The organism is Stenotrophomonas sp. STEN056, assembly GCF_056759635.1.
The window spans coordinates 1-20547 of record NZ_JBRRDL010000033.1; the positions used below are offsets into that span (position 1 = coordinate 1).

Consider the following 20547-nt stretch of genomic DNA (forward strand, 5'->3'; position numbering starts at 1 on the left):
GTAACGATCTGACTCTCAGTGAATTTGCTCTTGCGCATCGGGGGGCTCCTTGGGGCTAGTTTGCCCGGAGACCTCTAAAAATGCCTGGATCAAGTTTACGGGACGGCGACACCCGCTGGAAGGTTGGGCAGCACGGCATCGAAGGCAGCACCTTGCAGGTTCTCACCCCAGCGTCAGCTGCTTGATTTCAACCTTGGGCAACAGGCGCTTGGTGAAGTAGCCGTCCTTGTAATAACGGATCTTGCGGCACAGCACGGGGTGGGCTAGGCCCTCGTAAAGCACGATTTCCTTTTCCGGGCCCATGGCCTTCAGTTCCTGCGGCAACATCAGTGCACGTTTTTCAAGCACTTCGTTGTCGGAGACGGAGCGGTTCTTTCCATGCGAGTGGGTGCGTGCGCGACGGCGCACGGTGGTGAAGCCCAGCATTTCGGAATAGTCGTTGGCATCTTGCTGCTCGCGCGGCGCGTAGATGATCTGCAACGCATGGTTGGTGATGATGGTGCGCGACAACTCTTTGCCATACACCGCATCCAACTGCGCCATCGACTGCACGATGGGTAGCAGGCGCAGGTTGTAGCCGGCCATGTACGCCACGGCCTTGGCAATGATGTCTACCCGCCCGATGGAGGTGAACTCGTCCATCAACAGCAGGCATTGGTGCTTGAGGCTCTTGTCGTTCTGCGGCAGCGTCTTGGTGTTGACGTTGATCAACTGGCTGAAGAACAGATTCACGATCAATCGGCTTTCAGCCAGCTTGTTGGGCTGGATGCCGACGTAGATGGTCATGCGCTTGCGGCGGACATCATCCAGGCGGAAGTCGTCGCCGCTGGTTGCCGCATCCAGCACCGGGTTGAGCCAGGGGTTGAGCGGCTCGCGGAAGGAACCGATGATCGATGCGAAGGTGACATCGGCCTGCGACAGCAGGCCCGCGAACGCTGTTCGTGCCTGCGCGCTGAGGAACGAGGCTTCGGACAACTTCTGCAGATAGGGCTTGAGCTCGGTGCCGTCGCCGGAAGACAGGCGCAGCACCTGGCCCAGTGTTGGCTTGGGCGAACCGGGCAACGCGTCGGCCTGCTCGAACAAGTACAGGGTGAAGGCCAGGAAGGCATTGCGTGCCTGGCTGGTCCAGAACTTGTCCTTGTCGTCGCCGTCCGGGTAGAGCATCGCCGAAATCGATTGCAGGTCGGACACGCGGAACGAGGGATCGCTGGACACATAGGTCATCGGGTTCCAGCGGTGCGAGCGGCGATCCTCGGCGAAGGGGTTGAACAGGTAGATCTCATGGCCGATGGACTTGCGCCAGCCGGAAGTCAGGTCGAAGTTCTCCTGCTTGATGTCCAGCACCACCGCCGACTCGCGATAGTCCAGCAGGTTGGGAATCACCACGCCCACGCCTTTGCCCGAGCGGGTAGGGGCGGCAAGAATGACGAACTGCTGGCCAGACAGGCGCAGCAGTTTGCCGTTCATCTGGCCCAGCACGATGCCGTCGTCCTTGTGCTTCAACAGCCCGGTGTTGGCCAGGTCCACCATGCCGGCAAAGCGTGCGCGGCCATGAATGTTGCGGTGGCTGCGCAGCTTGTACAGCATCACTGTGATCGACGCCCACACCAGCAGCATCAGGCCGGCAGCAATACCGCCGGCAAGCTTGATGCGCCCGGCATACGGCATCACCTGCGGGTGATTCAGATTCTTGACGTACTGGTAGTAGGTGCTAAATCCATTTGCGCTGGTGTCCAGCCCCAGGAATGACATGGTGAGAAAGCCGGCCAGATAGACGGCGGCGATCGTCAGGACCACAGCGGAAATTGCAGCAGTCAGGATCCGGTAATTGCTCAAGGCGATTCCTTCGACTCGGGTGTACGCAGGTCAGTTGCAGAGATTTTTCGTGCGATGTGATGAAAGCAGGCGTGAGTATTACTTGCTGGCGCCTGCTCGCTCGGTGGTATCGACCAGGATGTAGTCGTCGTTGCGCTGCCAACGCTGCTGCCCTTCACTGAGCTTGACGCAGGGTTTGCCATCGCACGCGGTGATATGCACCTGCTGCAGTGCTTCCATCACCTGCGCTTCCAGCTTGGCGCTCTCTGCGCGCTGCAGGTTGTTGGAGGCGACGTAGGCTGTGCCGCCGACGATGGCGACGGCGGCAACCAGCATGGCGATCAGTGCTTTCCAGGCCAATGCGCGGATGCCGGATGCAGCTGCCAACTGCTCGCGTTGCAGCTGGTCTGCAATCGCGCGAAGGCGGTCGCCGCTGTCGCCGAGTGCTTCAACCGCTGCGGGAATTTCCTGCGAAAGCGCTTCGCGTACAGCGGCTCGTGCGCTCTGTGAAAGTTCGGCTTTTCCCGCTGCGACGCCTTGTCCAAGCGCGGCGGCTGCGTGTTGCAGTTCAGCGGTGGAGGACTTCTGTTCCGCAATTACCTTGTCGCATTGCTGCGTCAGGTGCCCCGCAAGCAATGCGGCGTTTGCGATGAACTCCTCCATCTTTGATTGCTCCATGTAACACCTTTTGACTGCGCACCCCGCCGGGCGAGAGGCGCATGTTGCCAGAATCCAAGATGCAGAGGGGAAGTGATGTCGTTGAAATATTTTCTTCACATCAATCAGTGAAGACTGCGTGTACGCTTCGGCCTGTGCAGCGGTCGTGTGTGATCGAACGTTCGCATACTGCAACATCATCGAGTGGGCGGTGATGCTGCATGTCGAGTTCATGTATTGGGGAATTCAGCTTGTTTTTGGCGCTTTTTCGACTGTCATCAAGCTGAAGTCGTTGTTCTGATATGTGCGTTTATCAGGCAAGTGTGCGGAACGTGCATCACACATTCGTGTGAAGTGCTGCTTCACAACACGCTGACATTTGCGTGTCTATGCTCCGCCCCGATGTGATGGGGACGGGCATGTGAAGTGGATGCTCCGTGCATGCGTCATGCTGAAACGGAATTTGAATGGTTTGTCTCTCACGGGGAGCGGGTAGCAGACGGCGGTCTGTCCGCACATCGACAATTGCAGATGCACGCTCGCATTCGAGTGCATTGGCTGTGTCACGTTGGTTGCCTATCAGGCGAGATCACTCCTGCTCCCTTGTGCAGAGACTCTTGCAGCGATCTGCTGCGGACGAAAATTTCTCGATGGTGACTTCGTGAGTTGCAATATGCCGATCCGCAACACGCTGTTCGCAAGCTTCATGGGCTGCATTGCCTTGCTGGCGGGCTGCTCCGCACCCAAGCCAACCGAACCCACCGGCAAGTGGATGCCGGTCAATCGCATGGCCGAAACGCCGCAGGCGATTCCGTTGCATGTGTCGTACCTGTACCAGGCAGCGCCTGTGGACGGAACGCTCAAGGGCATGCTGACGCGCTGGGCGAAGGACTCCGGCCTGGCGTTGTCCTACCTGCATCCCAACGACTACACGTTGTTCGGTCCGGTCGCGGACATTCACACCATCAGCATCGCCGAGGCTGCCGCTGCATTGTCAGCGGCCTATGCCGCGCAGGGCGTATTGGTGACGGTCGAGCGGAAACAGATCATCGTCAGCGTGGCGGCTGCGTCGAACGACACCGCGGGTCCGCAGGCGGGTTCTGCAGCTGATGCTGCTGGCAAGTAAAGGACAGCGCGGGCATGTTTGGTAAAAAGAAGACGAGTTCCCCCGAGATTGATCGGGCGGTTTCACAAGGGGTCAACTTCGAAGTGTCGCTGGCGGACCGGGCCAAGCGCAGCGAGAAGCGCGCATGGACGGTGGCCTGGTGCGCGATCCTGATGTCCTTGTTGCTGGCCGGTGGCTATCTGCTGTTCCTGCCGCTGAAGGAGAAGGTGCCGTACCTGGTGATGGCCGATCCCTACACCGGCACTGCATCGGTGGCACGCCTCAGCGGCAACTTCGGTGATCGCGATGTCACCACCGAGGAGGCAATCAACAAGAGCAACGTGGCGCAGTTTGTGCTGGCGCGTGAGTCCTACGACGCGGGTTTGATTGGGCAGCGCAACTGGCGCACCACCTTGTCGATGGCCAGCTCCGCGGTTGCACCGGCATACATCGCACTGCATGCGGCAACCAACTACGAACGCCCCTTCAAGGTGTACGGAACCAGCAAGTCGTTGAACGTGCGGATCCTCAGCATCGTGTTGGTTGGTGGCGGCCAGGGGCGTCGTCCCACGGGTGCCACCGTGCGCTTCCAGCGCAATGTTTACGACAAGTCCAACGGGCGCTTTGCACCGCTGGACAACAAGATCGCGACGATGGAGTTCACCTACGAGCCCAATCTTCGCCTGAGCGATGAGGACCGCCTGCTTAATCCGCTGGGTTTCCGTGTGGTCAATTACCGCGTGGACAACGACTTTGCCCCGACGCCGGGCGCACCGGCGCCAGTGCAGCCCAGCCAGGCGCCGGTAGCTGCACCGGCGGGCTATCCGGCCGATGGCCAGGGCCAGGCCGCTTACCCGGGCTATCCGGAGGGCGCTGCGCCTGCGGCTTATCCCGCTGCGCCGGGCGAGATGCCAGGTGCTGATCCGAATGCCGCCGCATTTCCGGCGCCTGCCGCGGCGCAGCCCGGTGCCACGAATGAACAACGGGGAGTTGAACGATGAGTAGCCCGCTGCAGAAGTTCCTGCGACGTGGCCTTGCTCTGCTATTGATGGCGGGCTTGGCAATACCGGCGTTCGCGCAGGTGGTCGAAGAGTACGAATACGCGCCGGATAAGATCTACACGGTACGCACGGGCCTGGGTATCACTACCCAGATCGAACTGAGCCCGCATGAGCAGGTGTTGGATTACAGCAGCGGGTTCAGTGGTGGCTGGGACATCAGCCGTCGCGACAACGTGTTCTATCTCAAGCCGAAGAACGTTGACGTGGACACCAATCTGATGGTGCGCACTGCGGCGCACTCCTACATCTTTGAGCTCAAGGTGGTGGCGACCAACTGGCGTGCTCTGGATCAGGCCAAGGCTGCAGGGGTGCAGTACAAGGTGCGTTTCGTCTATCCCGCGGACACGCGGTTTGCGGCGGAAACCGCGCCCAAGGATGAGCCGGCTTCGGAATTGAATACCGCGGTGGTGCCTGGCCGGGACTATTACTACGGCTACGACTACACCTACAAGAAGCGCCGGCCAACCTGGCTGGTGCCCACCTCGGTCTATGACGACCGCCGGTTCACCTATATCCGGATGGGCGACCGCACCCGGTTCCCCAGCGGCAACTTTCCGGCCGTGTTCGCCCGTGACAGCAAGTCGGGGGACGAGTTCATCGTCAACTCGACGGTGGAAGGGGACACCATCGTGGTGCATGGCACCTATGCCTACCTTGTCGTTCGACATGGCGACAACGCTATCGGCCTGCGCAGGAGACCGGAGCAGTGAATCAGATCCCACCCAATGAGCATGACGCGCCGGAAGTTCCGCAGCAGGCGGCTCCCAATCCTTACACGCGGCGCGAGTACGCCAATGATCCCGGTCTGGACAGTGAAGCCCCGTATCTGCGTGCTGACGACGTTCAGCGCCTCAATCGCAAGGCGCTGGGTTTTCTGGCGGCTATCGTGATTGCCCTGGCGGCCCTGGCCGTGTGGATCTTCTCCGGCGGCCTGTCCTCCGGCGAGAAAGCCCCGCGTCGACCACAGGTTGAGCAGGTGGTCATTCCTGCGGCACCGCGCGACCTGCCGGAGTTGCCGCCGGAGCGTCCTGTGGCGCAGGCGCCACCTGTGCAGGAGTTGCCGCCGTTGCCGGTCATTGATGACAACCCGAATGCGTCCGCCGGCATGGGAATGGGCATGGGCGGGGAACGGCGTCCTGAAATGACGCTGGTGGAGCGCCGCATGCTCGATGCCAATGGTGAGGCCGGGGCTCCGCCGGCACCTGCAGGGGTGATGCCTGGTGCACGCGCGGCGGGTATGGGCGGGCCAGTGGATGGTCCAACCAGCGCGCAGCCCTTGTACAAGCCCAACACACTGCTGCTGCGAGGCACGTATATCCGTTGCGTCCTGCAGGCCAGGGTGATTTCGGATTTCCCGGGCTATACATCCTGTATCGTCACCGAGCCGGTGTATTCGGTGGATGGCAAGCGCTTGCTGCTTCCGCGTGGTTCCAAGGTGCAGGGCTCCTACGGCTCCGACGGCATCATCGGCAACCGCGTGGCTATCGTCTGGGACCGCATCACCACCCCGAACGGCCTGGACATCAACATGAGCAGTCCCGGTGTGGATGGGCTTGGCTCAGCCGGCAATGACGGCCACTACAGCGCGCATTGGGGCCAGCGCATTGCTTCCTCGCTGTTGATCAGCATCCTGGCGGATGCGTTCAAGTACGCCGCCGCCGAGAACGGCCCGCAGCAATCGGCGATCGTCAACGGGGCAATCGTGCAGAACCCGTATGAAAGCGCCACGGCGCGGACCATGGAGCGCATGGCCAACATGGCGATGGAGCGCAACATGACCCGGCCGCCAACCGTGACCATCAACCAGGGCACGATCGTCAATGTCTACGTCGCCCGCGATGTCGATTTTTCGGCTGTGATCCGCTGAGTACGTTGTCGCATGAATGCAGAATCCGCCATCGCCCGAGTGTCCAACGATTTCCTGGAATACCAGTACGGCATTCTGGGCATTGGCGAGCACATGCACTCTAGTGATGTCACTGAAATCTGCATCAACCGGCCGGGTGAGTTGTATCTGGAGACCCGTTCGGGTTGGCATCGGGAGGCCGTGCCAACGCTGACCTTTGAACGGGCAAGGCAGTTCTGCACGGCGGTGGTGAACGAAAGCAACACCGGGCAGCGCATCACCGATGCTGACCCGATGGTGTCGCTCACGTTCCCGACCGGCCAGCGTGCGCAGTTCGTGATACCTCCGGCCTGTGATGCCGGCCGGGTATCGATCACCATCCGCTTGCCGTCGCGGCTGGGAAAATCCCTGGAGCAGTACGAGGAAGATGGCTTCTTCAAAGAGATACTGGAGCAGACGCCAACCTTGAGCGAGCACGACCGCGAGCTCACCGAACTGCGCGCCCAACGCGACTATGCAAACTTCTTCAAGAAGGCGGTGCAGTACCACAAGAACATCGTGGTATCCGGCGCCACGGGCAGCGGCAAGACCACTTTCATGAAGTCGCTGGTCAACCATATCTCCGAACAGGAACGCCTGGTCACCATCGAGGATGCCAGGGAGCTGTTCCTGCAGCAGCCCAACGTGGTCCATCTGCTGTACTCAAAGGGTGGCCAGAGCACCAGCAACATCAGTGCGAAGTCGTGCATGGAGGCCTGCCTGCGCATGAAGCCGGACCGCATCATCCTGGCCGAGCTGCGAGGCGATGAGTCCTTCTACTTCATCCGCAACTGTGCGTCCGGGCATCCGGGCTCCATTACCAGTTGTCACGCGGGCAGCACCGCGCAGACCTGGGACCAGCTCGCGCTGATGGTCAAGGCCTCGGCGGAGGGATCCGGGCTGGAGTTCGAGGTGATCAAGCACCTGCTGAAGATGACCATCGACATTGTTGTACACATCAAGGCCCATGCAGGCCGCCGCTACATCACGGGCATCGATTTCGACCCAGCGCGAGGTCTGGCGCAATGAACGCAGGAATGATCGTCCACAGGCAGCATGGGAGGGCGCCGTAATGCTGCCGGGTCTTGAGATGGCGGCGTGTACCGATCTGGCAGTGCCAGCGGAGATCATGCACCACGTGGTCAAGGTCGAATCCTCGTTCAACCCCTACGCCATTGGCGTGGTGGGCGGACGCCTTGCACGGCAGCCGCGCAACCTGGGCGAAGCCCTGTCGACCACGCGCATGCTTGAACAGGCCGGTTACAACTTCTCCCTGGGCATTGCCCAGGTGAATCGCTACAACCTGGCCAAGCAGGGGCTGGGCAGTTACGAGCAGGCATTTGATGTATGCCCGAACCTGCAGGCCGGCTCCCGGATTTTGGCCGAATGTTATGGCCGCTCCGGGCAGGATTGGGGCAAGGCATTCAGCTGCTACTACTCGGGCAATTTCACCACCGGCTATCGGCATGGTTATGTGCAGAAGGTCGTTGCGTCGTGGCAGGCGTCAGCCACTGGCACTGCCGCAGCGGCCATTCCCGTAATCAGGACGCGTCCGGCGGCGGCCACTGAACCACGACGCATTCAGGTGCCGGTGGACTCTGCGGCAGCGTTGATATTGCGGCGTGTGGAAGAAGCTGCACTGTCGCGTGCAGGCCTTGGCGGATCGGTGCCAGCTAGCGCTGCGGTGCCGGCGCCTGTGAACGCAACACCTGTGAACCCAACGCCTGTGAACGCAGCACCTGCCAATGCGTTGCCCGCGTTCACGGACAGCAACGATGCGCCGGTGATTGTGCAGCCGATGGGCGCGCCACGGGTTTCACAACAACTGCAGAATCCGGCAGGTACGCTCCCGGCCAACACGCAGGCACCTGCTCCTGGTCCCACAAATCCGGCGGCGGGCGCGGCAGCAACACAGAGAGATGCCGCGTTCGTTTTCTAGTTTCACGCCGTATCAGGTCATTCGTGACCACGCAGTAGCTCGCAGTCCTTCCTTTCAAACGAAATCGGGGTTCCCCAATGCAGAACAACACCAGCAAGTTCACTCACAAAGCCCGCCGTGGCATCGCATCTTCCGTGGCGGCACTGAGCCTGATGGCAGCGCCGATCATGGCAATGGCGCAGGATGGTAGCGGGGCGGCGGAGAGCGTCACCGGGTTTTTCGCCAACGTCAACAACCTGCTGAACATCGCCTCCATTGCCGTGGTCACCATCGCCGTGATCTTTGCCGGCTACCAGATCGCCTTCAATCACAAGCGCATCGGTGACGTTGCGCCGGTACTCATTGGTGGCTTCCTGATCGGCGCGGCCGCGCAGATTGCCAATATGTTGCTGCCGGAAGACGTCACTGCCACGGGCATGCTGATGACGCAGTCCCTGCTGCAGTATGCGTAAAGACGCGCTCTTCCGCGGTTGCACGCGACCGGCCATGTTCCTGGGGGTGCCTTACATGCCCTTCACGATCGCGGCCGGCGCGTGCCTGTTGTTGACGTTCTATATCGACATGTTTTTTCTGCTCCTTCTGCCGATCGTGATCATGATCATGCGGCAGATGGCGCGCCGGGACGAGATGGTTTTCAGGTTGCTTGGGTTGCGCTGGATGTTTCGCAGCCGGGTGAGGAACCTGAAGCATCACAACGGCATGTGGGTGTTCACGCCCAACAGTTATAGAAAGCCACTCGAGAACCCATCCAGGGACTAGTTGAATGCTGTCGCCCGATCCTTCCATCTCAGAGCTGATCCCGTTCTCTTCACATGTGTCGCCGCACGTGGTGAAGACGACGGGTGGCGATTTCCTCATCACCTGGCAGCTGGATGGGCTGCCTTTTGTCGGGCGTGAGGAATGGGAGCTGGAGCACCGGCACGGCACCTTCAACCGGATGCTGCAAACCTTGCGTGCGCCGGATTTTGTCAATGTCGCATTCTGGGTGCACGACATCCGGCGCCGTGGCCGTGTGGATCTGAAAAGCCGCTACCAGCAGGCGTTCAACCAGCAGTTGTCCGATGAGTACTACGAGCGCCTTTCTTCGCAGAAGATCATGCGCAACGATCTGTTCCTGACGATGATCTATCGCCCCATCGTCACCGGCAAGAAATTCGTTGAGAAGTCGTCCAACGTGGATCGCCTGCAGGCCGAGCAGGACCAAGCCATCGCCAAGATCACCGAGCTGGCCGGCAACGTCGAGGCGGTGCTGAAGGACTATGCACCTACCTTGCTGGGCATGTATGAGGCCGACAACGGCGTGGTGTTCTCCGAGGTGTTGAGTTTCTTCGGCTACCTGCTGAACCGCATCGAGGAGCCGGTCCCGGTGCTGCGCGCGCCGGTCTACGACTACCTGCCCGTGTCGCGCCACATGTTCTCGGCCAAGTCCGGTGACTTCGTGGTCAACGCGCCCGGCGGCCGCAACCATTACGGTGCAATACTCAACATCAAGGAGTACACGGACGGGACCTATCCGGGGATCCTCAACGGGCTGAAATACCTGGACTTCGAGTATGTGATAACGCACTCGTTCAGCCCGATGGGGCGCCAGGACGCGCTCAAGGTGCTGGATCGCACCAAGGGCATGATGATCTCCTCCGGTGACAAGGCGGTAAGCCAGATCATCGAGATGGATCACGCCATGGACCAGGTGGCGTCCGGAAACTTCGTGCTCGGTGAGTACCATTTCATGCTGGCCTTGTATGCCGAGGACCAGAAGTCCCTGTCGCAGAATGTGGCGACCACCCGCGCTGAGCTTTCCAATGCCGGGTTTGTTTCGGTCAAGGAAGATCTGGCGGTGTGCTCATCGTTCTACTCGCAGCTGCCTGCGAACTGGAAGTACCGCGCGCGGCTGGCCAATGTCAGCTCGCTCAACTTCCTTGGCTTGTCGCCGCTGCACAATTTTGCCACCGGCAAGCGCGACAACAACCCGTGGGGTGAGTGCCTGACGGCATTGCAGACCACCAACGGGCAGCCGTACTACTTCAATTTCCACGCCACCCACCCGGCGGAAAATTCGCAGGGCGAAAAGGCGATCGGCAACACCATGGTCATCGGCAAGTCCGGTACCGGCAAGACTGCGCTGATCAACTTCCTGCTCAGCCAGGTGCAGAAGTACAAGCCTTCGCCCACGATTTTCTTCTTCGACAAGGACCGCGGCGCCGAGATCTTCGTGCGTGCCTGTGGTGGCAACTATCTGGCGCTGGATAACGGCCAACCCACCGGGTTCAACCCCTTCCAGTGCGATCGGACCGATGCCAATGTGCAGTTCCTGGGTGGCCTGATCAAAGTGCTGGCGGCAAAGACCAGCTACACGGCGCGCGAGGACGAGGATATTTTTCGCGCGGTGGAAAGCATGCTGGACATGCCAAAGCACCTGCGCAGCATGACCAACTTCCAGAAGAGCCTGCCGAACATGGGCGATGACGGCCTGTTTGCGCGCCTGCGCAAGTGGACGGCCGGCAATACCCTTGGCTGGGTCTTTGACAATCCGGTTGATGTCATTGATCTGGAAAAAGCCAACATCATCGGCTTTGACTACACCGAGGTGATCGACAACGCCGAAGTGCGCGTGCCGGTCATCAACTACCTGCTGCACCGTCTGGAAGAGCTGATCGACGGGCGCCCGTTGATCTATGTGATGGACGAGTTCTGGAAGATCCTCGACGGCGGTGGCGCCCTGAAGGACTTCGCCAAGAACAAGCAGAAGACCATCCGTAAGCAAAATGGCCTGGGCATATTCGCCACGCAAAGCCCCGAGGATGCGCTCGCCAGTGATATCTCGGCCGCGCTCATCGAGCAGACGGCCACCTTGATCCTGCTGCCGAACCCCAATGCCTCACGCAGCGAGTACATGGATGGATTGAAGCTGACTGAAGCCGAGTTCGAGGTGGTGGCCAACCTGGACGAGCGCTCGCGCAGTTTCCTGGTCAAGCAGGGGCATGGCTCGACGGTATGCCAGTTGAACCTGCGTGGGATGGATGACGCATTGGCCGTGATATCGGCCAGTACCGACAACATCGATGTGATGGACCGCATCGTGCACCAGCAGGCTGAACAGCTCGGCGTAGCCGTGGACGAGCTGGCGCCGGAGCAATGGCTTCAGGAGTTCTACGAAAACCGCAAGGGGTCGGGTCGTGGGTCCAGCCAACGATCCGAGCAAGCCAATGGGAGACGGGCTGCCACGCGTTGATCCGCGGGCACCTTGGAAATTCAACGCTGTTTGAGACGAGTAGAGGTGGACCATGAAAAGCCAGGAACATAGTCGCGTTGCCGGCAAATCGAAATTCAGCCAAGCGTGGATGCGTACCTTCGGAAGCGAGCTGACCGCACCCAGGGCGAACCGCTGGGTTCTGCTCGGGGTGGCCGTGGTGGCCTTGCTTGGCACCGGGGTGGCAATGGCAGCGTGGAAGGTGGACGACGATGAAAGCCAGCGTGAACTTGGCAAGATCAAGGACTACCTGGGCAATGACGGTGGCAGCGTTACGCGCCACCTGAACAACCTCAATCGCAAGTTGCAGATCCAGCAGCGGGGTGGCTCCACGCCGGAGATGATCGTCGAACCCACGGGTGAGGAGGCGCTCAGCAGAGCGCGGCCCAGCAGCGTGGTGGTGTCGATGGAGCAACTGTGTCCGACTGGAGCGCCAACAACGCTGGGCACGCAACAGCAGACATTGTGCCTGGAACTGGCAAGGACCGAGTTGGCGCAGTATCAGTTTTCGTTGCGGATGTTTGAGCGATCCAAGCAGAACTATGACCGGCTCAAGCAGCTTGAAGACCGCCGTCGCAGCCTGTCTGCCGAAGACTACGCAAATATCGAGTACAACACGAACGAGGTGTTGGCCCTTACCGCGCTCATGGACAATGATCGCGACCGCTACCAGACCTACATGGCGGCATACCAGGCCCGTGTTTCGCATCTGCAGAATTCACGCTCGGCCTTGACCCGGAACGCTCTGAAGGGCAATGGCGCCCTGCCTGGCATCTGAAGGAACTAGGAGTCGTTTCATGTTCATCGCCGGTTTCGATCTGAGCGGGTTCATCCAATGGGCCTTCTTCGCAGCAATATTCGAGTGGATCAACAGTCAGGTTGATGCGTTCCAGGTGGCAATGCTGGGGCGGACCATGCGCTGGGTCAGTGGCATGTCGCTGACCCTGCTGACGCTGTGGGTGCTTTCGCAAGGGTTCCTGATCGTGACCGGGCGTAGCCGGGAATCATTGATGGGCCTGGTCGTGGGGTCGTTGCGTGGCTTCCTCATCGTGCTCGCGGCGACCTCCATGTCATTTGCCGGCGGCAACGTCACCAAGTTCCTGAGCGAGACGATGCCTGAGGAAGTGCACCAGGTTGTCACCGGGAATGATGACAAGGTCGAGGATTCGATCGATGAAAACCTGAAGATGATGGGTTTCATCTTTGCCCTGGTTGATGCGCTGCCGGTGGCTGACAACGAACAGAATCAGGCCGACCAGCGGCAGATCGCCAGCCTTACCGGCATCGGCATCGCGGGGCCATCAGTCATCGGCGGGGCAATGCTGTTGCTGTACAAGCTGGCGATGGTGTTGTTCGTGGGCTTTGGCCCGATATTCATCCTCTGCCTGCTGTTTGATCAGACCAAGGATCTCTTCAAGCGCTGGTTGATGTATGGCATTGGCACCATGTTCTCGATGGGTGTGCTGGCATTCATGGTTTCGCTTGCCACAAAACTTGTCGCGCTTTCGGCTGCGGCGATGATCGGTGCGTATATTGCAAACTCAACCGGGGATGGCAACGGCTACGGCGCAGGCTTGAGTTCATCGGCCATCCAGCAAGGCGGCATAGGATTGCTCATGTCCGTACTGATGGTGATGACCCCGCCGATGGCTGCGATGTTCTTCAATGGCACCCTGGGCCAGTTTGTCGCCAACTCCAGCTTCGGCAACGTGGGCCGGAACAGCACGGGCCAGAAGTCCGATTTCAAGCAGGATTTCGACATGCCGCCAACCAGCACAACTAAAACAACGGAAGTGACAGGATCCAAGCGTGGATGATTTTCCGGAACGGTGTCGATCGTGGTTCTGCGTTGCTCAATGTGCTGCTTGCAGGAGGTGCTGAGATGAAGATGCGTTCGGTGGTTCTTTTTACTGGCCTTGTGACTGCTCTTTTTTCCAGCGCAGCCATGGCCCAGCAACCAGGGTCTTCTGCCTATAACAGCGTCTATCTTCCTGCACACGGGGTTGGCGATACTGTCCGCGGGCGTGGTGTCCAGCAATGGGGCGCTCTGGCCGTAGGAGATCGCGGGTTGATGGGGTGGATCCTGGATGCTCCGAGCGAGCAGGCTGCAACTGACTTTGCCATGCGCTCCTGCGAAGCGAAGGGCGCCGTTGGGTGCGAGATATTGGGGGTCTTCAGTAACGCCTGCATGGCGATCGCTTCAGATATCGCAGTGGTGGATGTCGCCGGTGGTCACCCGGTGACCACGGGTGTGGCAACCGGGAATCGAGGGATGAGGAAGCTGCGCCGGGACGCCTTGAAAGAGTGCGGTCAGGGCTGCGTCATTATCCAGGAAGGCTGCGCCATTGCGGGTCGATGATTGCGTTCTGTAGATGCGACACGTGGGAGCAGCGCGCTGTGGCCATTCAATGCCTTTGGGATGGATGGAAAAAACCGCTTCCCGCAGCAACGCTGCACTGTTCAATAGGCCGCTGTGCAGGCCTGCAGTCATCTTGTTGCGTTGTGCTTGTTAGGGTTGCGTGAGGAGTTACAACTACATCTGCGTAAGGGTTCAACTTCTTGCAATTGGATGTTAGTTTTGGCCCGTGCTGGTTGCATTGCCCTCGGGGTGGTTTCCAGTTCGAGCCAGCAGGATCGCGCAAGGGGTGTGCGCGATGAAGGAAGGGTGGCCAGTGCGCTGCCTGCGATTGCATCGACCACACGATGACGCTGCGTATGGATATGCCAGAGAACAACCTGTCACCCCACAACCTTGATGTAGTGCGCTCGACGGAATCCGGTTCCGGCGAGGTTGTGTTGTGCCCGGTGCTGTCTGGCCTGCACAGGGTCAGCACCTCAATCGATTTGTGCAGGAAGCCAGGCAAGGGGTGTGCCCGGTCTTCGCTTCACCTGGTTGCACGCGGGGCGATCACCCTGGGCAGCCAACACTTGTCCGAAACACGGAACCCCGTTCATGCCAAGTATTGATGTTGCACCCCGTAGCCTTTTTTCACGGTTGGCCTTGGCCGGTCTGGCCTGCGCCGTGTTGGTCCCCATTGCCGCCTGCAACAACAGGCAGAACAGAAGCGAAGCTCCCATGACTGCATCCCCTCAAGCCGCACAGCAGGACGCGCCGCCGCGCAAGCTCAACGGCAACCCCACACAGGCCTACGAAATCCGGATGAAGCTTGACAATGCGCCGGGCGACTTCGATGTCCTGCTTGGTACCGCGCAGTTTGATGTTGAGAACCCCGGCGAGTGTGGGGTTATCGATCCGCTCAATGGCGCCATTCCTCGCATCACCAGCAATGAGCCGATCGCGCTCAAGAAGATTTCAGATACTGAATATGCAGGTGTCATCCATCTCGATCAGATCGTGGATGAGGCCTATTTCGGCCGTGCAGTCTGCCGCTGGGGGCTGTCCGAAGCGCGCGTTGCACTGCGGGCTTCGGATGATGCCGCCAATACTTTGTTCGTATTCGGCCTGCTCGCTGAAAAGGTAAGGGCGCAGGGACACGAGACCCGTTATTTCTGGTCGGGCTATTACCCGCGCGCGAAGATGGACGGGTTCCGCGATCTCGGCGATGCAAGCCTGGACAAGGTTCCCCAGGACAAGCGCGCTGAGTTCTTCAGCATCACGCTCAGCGCCAGGGAGATCGCCTCATGAGCAGGCCCACCTCCCAGGACTATGCCGAGCTGGCGGGCGACTCCTATTACGCGTACTACCGCGAAGGGCCGGCGGATCCGACCAAGGTCGAGCTTTCGCCCAGTGGCAATTTCAAGGTGCTCGAATACGTTAATAACCCGAAGACCGGCTACCAGGGGATGATCTACGAGCGGTTGAGCGACGGTGAGATCGTCGTCGCGCATCGTGGTACCGAGGAGATCTGGAAGGATGGTGTCATCGCAGACGGTTCCATGGTCACCCGGCGCACCAACCCGCAGGCCGAAGATGCCATCGCCTTGACCCGGCGTGCGCTGGAGTATTCCAAGACCATTGGTGAACGGCCGGGCATGGAAGCTCCCCAGGTCACGGTCACCGGGCATTCGCTGGGTGGCACGCTGGCACAGGTATCGGCGCATCACTTCGACCTGCAGGGCGAAACCTTCAACGCCTATGGTGCGGCCAGCCTGGACTTGAAGATCCCGCCGGGCCCGAACGGGAAGGTGTTGAACCATGTGATGGCGAACGATGCGGTGAGCGCGGCCAGTCCCCAGTATGGTGACGTGCGTGTTTACGCCACCGAGAAGGAGATGTCGGTTCTCAACCAATCGGGTTACTTCAACAACCGTTTCGTTGACGCGATCACGCCGGATCTGGCGGTTGTCGCTGCAGGGCGCTCGATGGGGTCGCACAGCATGCACAACTTCCTGCCCTTGGATGGCAAGGGGCAGCCGGACGTTTCTGTGCTGCAGGACCCAGCGGCATTGCAGCGTGCCCAGGACAACGCACCGATGATCGAAAATTACCGGGGCGACGTGCAGTCGTTGCGGCGTGCGGTCACCATTGGCGCACGCGGCCCGGTCGGTTGGGTGCGCGATGGTATCGACTATTTCAGTGACCGTGATCCGGCAGGTGCACCGGCGGCGCGCGAGGAGCTGCTGCGTGAAAGCCGCAGCAACCAGTTCCAGGATGCACCGGCCAAGGGTGCTCAAGACAAGGCGGCCATGCTGGACGCGCGTGGCGTGGCAGCGGATTCGCAACAGGCCCATGTGGCGAGCCTGCTGGAAGCGGCCCGCAGCGGCAGCCCGGATGGCCTGCGTGCGGCCACTGAAGCCTTGCAGGCTTCGCCGGCGGGGCAGGAGTGGCAGGTACGAGCCGACCAGCATGCGCAGTTGCTGTCACAACGCGAGGCAGCCGCGCAGCAGGGGGCACGTCAGCATGAGGCACAGCAGCAGGAAATGGCGCGTCACGGATGACCCGCAACGACCGCTGCCGCCATTTGTTTTCACGATGCCTTGAGGTGTTTGCATGAAACATTCAACGACGAGGATGGCTGTACTGCTGGCATTGGCACTGGCCGGCTGCAGTCAACAAGGCAATACCGAGGCAGCAAAGGCCGTGGCGGCGGAGGGCGCCCCGGCTGCTGCAGATCAGACAAAGGACTCAGGCATGACCGATCTCAAAGCGCCATCCCCCGACAGCGTTCTTTATGTCATCTATCAACGTGATGGTGACGGCGCCGTCAGCTACAAGATTGATAGCGGGGCGATGGTGACCTACTGGTATGGCTACCCGTTCACGCTGAAGGGGCGCCAGTACTTCACAGGTTTTGCCACCAGCACCGAAGGTGAGGACAACGCAGAGTCCGATGGCGGAATGATGGAGCCCGGCCATGTGGCCATTGCGCAGGCGACGTTCGTCAAGGCGGAAGAGGCAGGCAAGCCAATCTGGTCGCAGGTGGATACCGACGGTTACGTTGGTGAGTTTGGCCACAATGACCAGGCCGACGCGATCGATGAAACGCGCAAGCCACTGTCGCAGGAAATCGCCGACGGCCGCCTGCTGTTGGCACTGCCCACCCGCAGCTTCGACAACGGTGTTGCACAGTCGTTGTATGCCTTGTTCCTGTTTGATCCGGACAACGTCGATGACCTGTCCTTCCGCAAGTGGGGCTACCTGGGTTCGGTGGTGGCGGGCAGTGACAACTCGGCGGCCTGCGACGACAACAAGATCATGCCGTGTGCAGTCAGCACGGGTGCCTTGTCTTTCGAGGCGCCTGGTCAGACAGGTCTGCCCAACGTGAAGATCACACCGGCAGGCAAGGAAATCTCCGGCCCCGAAAAAACCCGCGACCTGGGCCCGGAAGATGCGGTAACTTACGCCTTCGACACGAAGGAAGGGCGCTACCGGCCCTGACATCCCTTTCGAGTTGACCGCTCTGTAAATGACTCAAGGATTGAGTCCGGTTGACGTCCTGCGGCCCGCCGCGGCCGCACTTCACCTGAGGAGCCAACGATGGCCAAGCAACACGACAGAGACGCTGTACTCGACATCATTGAACGGCAGGCCGAGCGCAGCAACATTCCGCGCGAGGATTTCCTGCGGTTTGCCTATATTGAAACCGGCGGCAAGTTCAACCCCAATGCCTACAACGAAGGCAGCCAGGCGAAGGGCTTGTTCCAGTTCATCCCCGGTACCGCCAAGGCCTATGACCTGACCGGCCGCGAGTTCGATCCGGCGGCCAATACCGAAGCAGCGGCCAAGCTGTATGGGCTCAACCGCAGCGACATCGAGTCACGCCACGAACGCAGCGGGCGGCCGTTCCTGTCCGGTGCCGAGAGCCCCAACGGCCTGGATATGTACCTGGCACACCAGCAGGGCGCTGCCGGCTATGGGTCCATCCAGAGTGCTATCGCCACCGGCAATTTTTCGCTGGACAGTACCCGCCGCAATATCCTGGGCAACATCAGCTCGCGTGATTTCGAGCAGGTAACCGGGCAGCCCTACAACACGGTCCGCGGCATGAATGACCGGGATCTGGCGACCTCGTTCACCCAGTACTGGAGCGGCAAGTACGCAGCCATCTCGATCCCTGACCGTGGCATCACTGCAAGTGCGGCGTTGCCGGGTCAGCGTGACCCGCTGGCCGATGGCGTACTGCAGCGCGGTGAGCGCGGCAATGACGTGCGTGCCTTGCAGGAGTCCTTGAACCAGCTGGGCTTCCGCGATGCCCAGGGCGGCACCCTGGAAACCAACAGCGCCATCTACGGCCAGCGCACGGCCGAGGCGGTCAGGAGCTTCCAGCAGGCCAATGGCCTGGAGCCCAGTGGCAAGGCGGACGCACACACCCGTGAAGCCATCGCGGCCCAGCAGGCGCGCCCGGCCAACGAACGCAACCAGCCGGCCGAACCGCAGGCACGCGCCAATGGCGGCACCGCCTGGCCCACCCCTGGCAACGACCAGATCAACCGCGCCGACAAGCCGCGTGAGGGCCACGGGGAGTTCGGTACCGCACGCAGTGGTGGCCGCACCCATGGTGGTATCGATATCCAGGGCAACGTAGGTGACCCGGTAGTGGCCTTTGCCGGCGGCAAGGTAACCGTGTCGCCGAACAATGGTGCTGCAGGCAATACGGTACGCATCACTCACGATGATGGTTCGGTCACCAAGTACTTCCATCTGGATGGGTTCTCGGTGCGCAACGGTGCGCGCGTGGAAGCGGGTGAGCAGATTGGCACGATGGGACGCACCGGCAATACGCCGGCCAAGGGCGATACCCATCTGCATTTCGAGTTGTGGCGTGACGGTCGCAAGATCGATCCGTTGCCGGAGCTGCGTGCCGCAGAGCGTGGCAATGGCGAAGCCAGCCGCGCGGCGCCGGCAAGCAATGGCGTGCTGCGTTCCGGCGCCACTGGCAGCGAGGTGAAGGCCTTGCAGGAACAGCTCAATCAACTGGGCTACAAGGGCGCCGATGGCAAGCCGCTGGAAACCCGCAGTGGCATGTTTGGCCCGCAGACCGAGCACGCCCTGCGCAGCTTCCAGCAGGATCGCGGCATCGGCGTGGACGGTGCGTTCGGCAAGGAATCGCGCGAGGCGATGAACCAGCAGCTGCGCGCAGGGGCTGCATCCACGCATGGCCAGCAACAAGGCGGTGAAGGGCAGTCTTCCTTCGTCGACCGGATGTTGAGCGCCGCGCGCAATGCGGACGTGGCCGGCATCCAGAAGACGATCGAGGACTACGCTTCCTCGCTCAAGAACCAATGGGACAAGCAGGTGCAGCAGGGCCAGCAAGTCCAGCAGGCGCAGCAGGCCAGCCAGGATCCGGCCAAGGCCAGCAACGATCCGCAGCGTTGAGTTCGTCCTTGCCGACACGCTGTTGGCAGGGATTGGAAAGGCCTTGCCGGTGCATGCACTGCACCGGCAAGGCGCAACGGCCGCACTGTCGGCGCTTCACTTGACCACCACCGCAGCAGATGGAAGCGGCGCGATTGGACGCGCTGACGAAGGAATCCCATGAAGACAATGTTCAAGATCGGTTCGATGGCGTTGATGCTGCTCAGCTTCGGCGCGGCAGCGCAGTCCGGCAACGGCTTGAGCTACCGTGACGGCGATCCGTTCCTGTTCTGCACCAAGGGACAGGATCCAAAAAAGAATCCAGACCCTTGCTGGATACCCATGTACAACTACACCGGGCAGTTCATGTTCATGCCGCATTGCAAGCCGGTCAATCCTTACGGAAAGAACTGGACGAATGACGACACCAAGTCGTTCCAGGAGTACCTGACCATCTGCCCGCAGGCGGAGGATTCGGGCGGTTGGGAAGGTCCTGGCATTCCTGAAACCAGTCCTTCCCGCTGGCATTGAAGCGCTGGGTGAGCAGTGTCGTCGCGGCTCGCCGTTCCACGTTTTCCTGGCAGTGGACACGACAGTGCGAGGGTGTTTACCGGCGACGGTCTGCACCCGGCTTGCAACTGGCGACGAGCCGCGCCATTGCGGTGCGGTCACCGATGTCGGCTGAGGACGTGGTTGTTGAAATTGTCCCTGGACGCCTCGTTTGCCAGAACAGCGAGGTAGTCCGGCATGGTGCTGAATTCTGAATTCCGCAACGCGCGGTGATTGATCGGCTGACGGGACTCGGAATCCGCATGCGGCGCATGCAGCGGGGTGACGTTTCTTCCTCCACCGGGTCCAGCTCCCGGTTTACCTTGGCGACCAGCGCATACATGGATTGGCCGCGCTTGGTTGTGACGCCAAGCGAGCGGTGGGTGAAGGCCGGCGGGGGACATCGAGGATTGATGTTGGTGGTGCAGCTGCACCCGAAGGCATACTCGTGCTCAAGCGCCAGCTTGCCGACGATGACGATGAACTCCTGCTTTTGCAGAATGTCGCGCGCTTTGCTTGTGGGCAGTCAC

19 protein-coding genes are annotated in these 20547 nt (G+C 60.7%); 17 read left to right on the forward strand and 2 right to left on the reverse strand.

Annotated elements, in window-relative coordinates; all coding sequences use genetic code 11:
• Nucleotides 1-162: 162 nt before the first annotated feature.
• Nucleotides 163-1836, reverse strand: coding sequence for a type IV secretory system conjugative DNA transfer family protein (locus ACVOLO_RS14855; RefSeq protein WP_481571091.1), 1674 nt, complete (start codon nt 1834-1836; stop codon nt 163-165).
• Between the two features lie 78 nt (nt 1837-1914).
• Nucleotides 1915-2706: a hypothetical protein gene (locus tag ACVOLO_RS14860; RefSeq protein WP_481571092.1), complete on the reverse strand. Its 792-nt coding sequence runs from the start codon at nt 2704-2706 to the stop codon at nt 1915-1917.
• A gap of 439 nt (nt 2707-3145) precedes the next feature.
• Between ACVOLO_RS14860 and ACVOLO_RS14865 the strand changes: the two genes are divergently transcribed.
• The 17 genes from ACVOLO_RS14865 to ACVOLO_RS14945 all read left to right on the forward strand — a co-directional run bounded on the left by ACVOLO_RS14865 (nt 3146) and on the right by ACVOLO_RS14945 (nt 19999).
• The gene (locus tag ACVOLO_RS14865) at nt 3146-3598 is read left to right on the forward strand and encodes a hypothetical protein (RefSeq protein ID WP_481571093.1); all 453 of its coding nucleotides are present in this window, start codon (nt 3146-3148) and stop codon (nt 3596-3598) included.
• A gap of 14 nt (nt 3599-3612) precedes the next feature.
• Nucleotides 3613-4578 (forward strand): VirB8 family type IV secretion system protein, encoded by a 966-nt coding sequence (locus ACVOLO_RS14870; RefSeq protein ID WP_481571094.1) that lies wholly within the window; start codon nt 3613-3615, stop codon nt 4576-4578.
• Nucleotides 4575-5348 (forward strand): TrbG/VirB9 family P-type conjugative transfer protein, encoded by a 774-nt coding sequence (locus ACVOLO_RS14875; protein WP_481571095.1) that lies wholly within the window; start codon nt 4575-4577, stop codon nt 5346-5348. The genes ACVOLO_RS14870 and ACVOLO_RS14875 overlap by 4 nt, the downstream gene beginning before the upstream one ends.
• A complete protein-coding gene (locus ACVOLO_RS14880; RefSeq protein WP_481571096.1) occupies nt 5345-6505 on the forward strand; it encodes a TrbI/VirB10 family protein in 1161 nt (386 codons plus the stop codon). Before ACVOLO_RS14875 ends, ACVOLO_RS14880 begins: the two co-directional genes overlap by 4 nt.
• A 12-nt stretch (nt 6506-6517) precedes the next feature.
• Complete coding sequence (virB11, locus tag ACVOLO_RS14885; RefSeq protein WP_481571097.1) at nt 6518-7552, forward strand: P-type DNA transfer ATPase VirB11; 1035 nt, start codon at nt 6518-6520, stop codon at nt 7550-7552.
• A gap of 43 nt (nt 7553-7595) precedes the next feature.
• On the forward strand, nt 7596-8462 hold the full coding sequence (locus tag ACVOLO_RS14890) for a lytic transglycosylase domain-containing protein (protein ID WP_481571098.1): 867 nt from the start codon (nt 7596-7598) through the stop codon (nt 8460-8462).
• Between the two features lie 77 nt (nt 8463-8539).
• Complete coding sequence (locus ACVOLO_RS14895) at nt 8540-8914, forward strand: TrbC/VirB2 family protein (RefSeq protein ID WP_481571099.1); 375 nt, start codon at nt 8540-8542, stop codon at nt 8912-8914.
• A complete protein-coding gene (locus ACVOLO_RS14900) occupies nt 8907-9221 on the forward strand; it encodes a VirB3 family type IV secretion system protein (protein ID WP_481571100.1) in 315 nt (104 codons plus the stop codon). Before ACVOLO_RS14895 ends, ACVOLO_RS14900 begins: the two co-directional genes overlap by 8 nt.
• 4 nt (nt 9222-9225) lie before the next feature.
• Nucleotides 9226-11694 (forward strand): VirB4 family type IV secretion/conjugal transfer ATPase, encoded by a 2469-nt coding sequence (locus tag ACVOLO_RS14905; RefSeq protein WP_481571101.1) that lies wholly within the window; start codon nt 9226-9228, stop codon nt 11692-11694.
• Between the two features lie 109 nt (nt 11695-11803).
• A complete protein-coding gene (locus tag ACVOLO_RS14910; RefSeq protein ID WP_481571102.1) occupies nt 11804-12490 on the forward strand; it encodes a hypothetical protein in 687 nt (228 codons plus the stop codon).
• Nucleotides 12491-12509: 19 nt separating this feature from the next.
• Nucleotides 12510-13529, forward strand: a complete 1020-nt coding sequence (locus ACVOLO_RS14915; RefSeq protein ID WP_481571103.1) for a TrbL/VirB6 family protein — start codon at nt 12510-12512, stop codon at nt 13527-13529.
• Complete coding sequence (locus ACVOLO_RS14920; protein ID WP_481571104.1) at nt 13526-14071, forward strand: DUF4189 domain-containing protein; 546 nt, start codon at nt 13526-13528, stop codon at nt 14069-14071. Before ACVOLO_RS14915 ends, ACVOLO_RS14920 begins: the two co-directional genes overlap by 4 nt.
• Before the next feature lie 594 nt (nt 14072-14665).
• On the forward strand, nt 14666-15358 hold the full coding sequence (locus ACVOLO_RS14925) for a hypothetical protein (RefSeq protein WP_481571105.1): 693 nt from the start codon (nt 14666-14668) through the stop codon (nt 15356-15358).
• Nucleotides 15355-16611 carry a Tle-like phospholipase domain-containing protein gene (locus ACVOLO_RS14930; protein WP_481571106.1) on the forward strand — a complete coding sequence of 419 codons (1257 nt, stop codon included), beginning with the start codon at nt 15355-15357 and terminating at the stop codon, nt 16609-16611. The genes ACVOLO_RS14925 and ACVOLO_RS14930 overlap by 4 nt, the downstream gene beginning before the upstream one ends.
• A 193-nt stretch (nt 16612-16804) precedes the next feature.
• On the forward strand, nt 16805-17551 hold the full coding sequence (locus ACVOLO_RS14935; protein WP_481571107.1) for a hypothetical protein: 747 nt from the start codon (nt 16805-16807) through the stop codon (nt 17549-17551).
• 99 nt (nt 17552-17650) lie between these two features.
• Nucleotides 17651-19489 carry a peptidoglycan-binding protein gene (locus ACVOLO_RS14940; protein WP_481571108.1) on the forward strand — a complete coding sequence of 613 codons (1839 nt, stop codon included), beginning with the start codon at nt 17651-17653 and terminating at the stop codon, nt 19487-19489.
• 168 nt (nt 19490-19657) lie between these two features.
• Nucleotides 19658-19999 (forward strand): hypothetical protein, encoded by a 342-nt coding sequence (locus ACVOLO_RS14945; RefSeq protein WP_481571109.1) that lies wholly within the window; start codon nt 19658-19660, stop codon nt 19997-19999.
• Nucleotides 20000-20547: the final 548 nt, after the last annotated feature.